This window comes from Acetomicrobium mobile, from assembly GCF_937920065.1.
Map to the genome: position 1 here is coordinate 1 of NZ_CALETC010000155.1, position 3,501 is coordinate 3,501.

The window sequence follows — 3,501 nt, forward strand, 5'->3', positions numbered from 1 at the left end:
AATCATGGATGGAGAGTCTAAGAATTGGTTGTATAGGTATTTTCACCTCGAAGAAAATCATACTAACGTCAAAACAGAAGTCATTGCAGGGCTTACAACTTTCGCGACAATGGCGTACATCGTGGCGGTTGTACCTGCAATGTTGGCCGAAGGTGGCTTGCCAAGGGGCTCCGCTTTAAGCGTCGTAGTATTAATGACGGTAATTACAACGGCAGCCATGGCTCTTTACACCAACAGGCCCTTTGCCCTCGGCCCGGGAATGGGGAGTGTGGCCATATTCAGCCTCACTCTTCTAAAGGGTGGCGTGCCGCTTCCCGTAGCTTCGGGCATCATCGTTTTAAGTGGTTTAATATTTATGGCCGTGAGCTTCCTTGGGGTAAGGGATTTCATAGTAAAAATTATCCCCCCCAGTGTAAAAATAGCTCTAGGTGCAGGAATCGGTTTATTTATCTCATGCATCGGATTTCGCCAAGCCGGAATTATCATTGCCGATGCCAGCAAAAACGTCTTAAGCTTTGGCGATTTAGCCCAACCGAAGGTCGCATTAGCGCTTATCGGTTTTTTGTTGATACTCTTTTTCGAGAGCAGAAAGGTCAAGGGCGGGATAATTCTTTCCATCGCACTGGCCACCCTCATAGGAATTCCCATGGGGATAACGAAGATTCCATCTTCAATAATTACTATCCCGGAGAGCATAGCCCCTTTAGCCTTTAAAGTAGACCTATTAGGGGCTATGAAAGTTCAGTATCTGCCTTTTCTTTTGGCCTTCTTTATTCCCGACTTCTTCTCTACTTTAGGAACAGTCTTAGGAGTGGGGGCCTTGGGTGGATTTTTGGACGAAAAAGGCAACTTGCCCGGCATCGAGAAGTGTTTTTATGTAGACAGTTGTGCCACAGCTTTCGGAGGGTTATTCAGTTGTCCCGTTTTAACCACCTACCTGGAAAGCTCTGCCGGCGTAGCCGCAGGAGGCAGGACGGGGTTGACGGCACTGGTCACGGCTTGTGCATTCATGGTGACCTTCTTTTTCTCGCCACTGGCTTTAATGATCCCCTCAGCGGCAGCTGCTCCGGCTCTCATTTACATTGGGATAACCATGCTCAAGTCGATGGCTCGAATAGATTACGACGATTTTACTGAGTATTTCCCGGCTTTCATATGTATTGTGCTTACAATATTTAGCTTCAATTCAGGCAACGGTGTCGCTGCAGCCCTTATAGCATATGCCTTTCTAAAGCTCGTCAGTGGTAGAGTACGAGAGGTCCACTGGAGCCTTTACGTAGTAGCATTTTTAATGGTATGTTATTTTTATACATTAGTTGCACATTAGGCCCATACAAAGTTTCATATTAAACCTCGATCATAGTCTTAACTACACTTTGACCCTGGTTGAAATGACATAAGGGGAGATGAAAAATGAAAATAGATTGCTTACTAACAGATGGGGAAGTTTTTAACGTCTACCTAAAAAAGTGGATCACCGCCGATGTAGCAATCCGCGACGGAAAGATCCTTTTTGTGGGCAATGCCTCATCTATCGACTTTGAACCTGTAAAGCGCATATCTTGCCGAGGTGGTGCTCTGATTCCGGGATTCATTGACATCCACATGCACATTGAGAGCAGTTTTTTAACCCCGCTCAACTTCGCCCGTGCCGTAGTCGCTCACGGAACCACGACCATAGTAAGCGAACCCCACGAAATGGCAAACGTGCTTGGCGTTGAAGGCATCAAGGGGATGATAGATGCTGGCAAAGGCGCTCCCATAGATGTCTTTTACGGCATACCAAGTTCTGTCCCTTCCACCAATAACGAGCTCGAAAGCACAGGAGGCGAAATCGGCCTTAAAGAAATCAAGACTTTGCTTAGCGATGAGCAGAAAAGGATGGTATGCCTCGGCGAAGTGATGAATTATACCGATTTAATGCAACTTCGAGAGTGTCGCGCCATGGACTTTGTCAGATATATGCGCGAACACTATCCTTTTTTGGCCGTAGAAGGTCACGTCCCATCAATTAAAGGATTTGAGCTGTCAAAAGTGTTGTTTACAGGAGTGGACTCTGATCACTGCATGCAAAGCCCCGAGGGTCTAGAGGATCGTCTAGGAATGGGCATGTTCGTAGAGTTACAGGAAAGCTCAATTACCGAAGAAACCATGGCAATTTTAGGAAACTTAGGCTGTGACGGACGATTTTCACTTGTGACAGACGACGTGCCCCCGGATAAACTTATGAAAGCAGGCCACTTGGATTTGCTAATAAGGCTTTCGGTAGAAAGGGGATTGCCTTTTGAATCCGCCATCATTGCTGCCACCCTCTCTCCCGCTGACAGAATGGGCTTTCGCGACAGAGGGGCTATTGCGCCCGGTAAAATAGCAGATATAGTCTTCCTAAATAAACGAAGCGAAGATCTTCCCATAGCGTGGGTCATGAAGAAGGGAGAAATCGTTTACTCTTTAGCTTCTAACTCAAGTGAACAGGATTCTTTAGATAAATCCTTTAGCGATAAGTTTTATAAGACCGTTAACACTCCACCAATCGAGGAAAAATTGTTTCTCCTTGTCCCTCCAATAAAAGAGGGTTACCAGAGATGTCGAGTGATGGAAAAGAATTCGGCAAACACATCTACAAAAGAAATTTTTGTCGACGTCCCGGTAAGAGAGGGTGACCTGATGTGGAACGAGGCCGGTCTCAACATGGTTGTCGTAATAAATCGATATGGCGGCGACAGTTATGCTACAGGTTTGGTAAGCGGCACTGTAATCAAAAATGGGGCTTTTGCAAGCAGCTACGCCCACGATCATCATAATCTCTTAATCATTGGCGACAACGTAAGAGACATGATGGAAGCCGCAAATTGGGTCGTAAAATCACAAGGTGGTATGGTTTTGGTATCAAACGGAGATATTGAGGCTTGTTTACACCTTCCAATCGGCGGATTGCTCAGCGAAAATTGCGTTCAAGAAGTAGCCCAAGCCAGTGCGGCCATAAAAGACGCTCTCATAAACCACGGATTTAAATCTACCAATCCGATCATGAGCATCTGCACCATCACGCTGCCGGTAAGCCCTGCCTTGAAAATAACGGACAAAGGCTTGGTAGACACCTTAAAGCTACAAATCGTCCCCTTGTTTGTGTAACGTAATCCCCGTCAATGACGTAGGGGGGCACAAACATGATATTCCCATCTCCAGCAAAACGAAAAAGTCGGCTGGCTAAACAAAGCATCGTGGCCAGCCGACTACAAATGAAAATCATGATCGTCTACGATGCAAAAAAGCATTTTTTAAAAAGTTTGTGATTGTTTCTCATCTATGCCTAAAAAATCATTTAATACGAGGTTTGTCAGAACTTTAATTCCTATCTCTATGCATCCTTCGTTTGGAAGAAACTGACTTGAATGCAGCGGATGGGGCGACTCGCATCCCAAAAAAAAGTATGTTGCCGGTACTTGCTTTGCGTAAAATGCAAAATCCTCAGATATCATACTAGGTTTTACATTAGAC

At 45.5% G+C, this 3,501-nt stretch carries 3 protein-coding genes; 2 read left to right on the forward strand and 1 reads right to left on the reverse strand.

The genetic code is table 11. The features are described from left to right. Positions 1 to 1,327, forward strand: a 1,327-nt coding sequence (locus tag Q7P41_RS05910) for an NCS2 family permease (RefSeq protein ID WP_303882869.1), incomplete at its 5' end; no start/stop codon positions are given. Positions 1,328 to 1,413: 86 nt separating this feature from the next. Beyond that, positions 1,414 to 3,135, forward strand: a complete 1,722-nt coding sequence (locus tag Q7P41_RS05915) for an adenine deaminase C-terminal domain-containing protein (RefSeq protein WP_303882870.1) — start codon at positions 1,414 to 1,416, stop codon at positions 3,133 to 3,135. A gap of 146 nt (positions 3,136 to 3,281) precedes the next feature. Here the strand turns inward: Q7P41_RS05915 and Q7P41_RS05920 are convergent. Beyond that, positions 3,282 to 3,501, reverse strand: a 220-nt coding sequence (locus tag Q7P41_RS05920; protein ID WP_369693143.1) for a M20/M25/M40 family metallo-hydrolase, incomplete at its 5' end; no start/stop codon positions are given.

Excerpts from the sequence above, each read along its gene's own strand:
- Q7P41_RS05915 (WP_303882870.1), top strand. The coding sequence starts at position 1,414 with ATGAAAATAGATTGCTTACTAACAGATGGGGAAGTTTTTAACGTCTAC.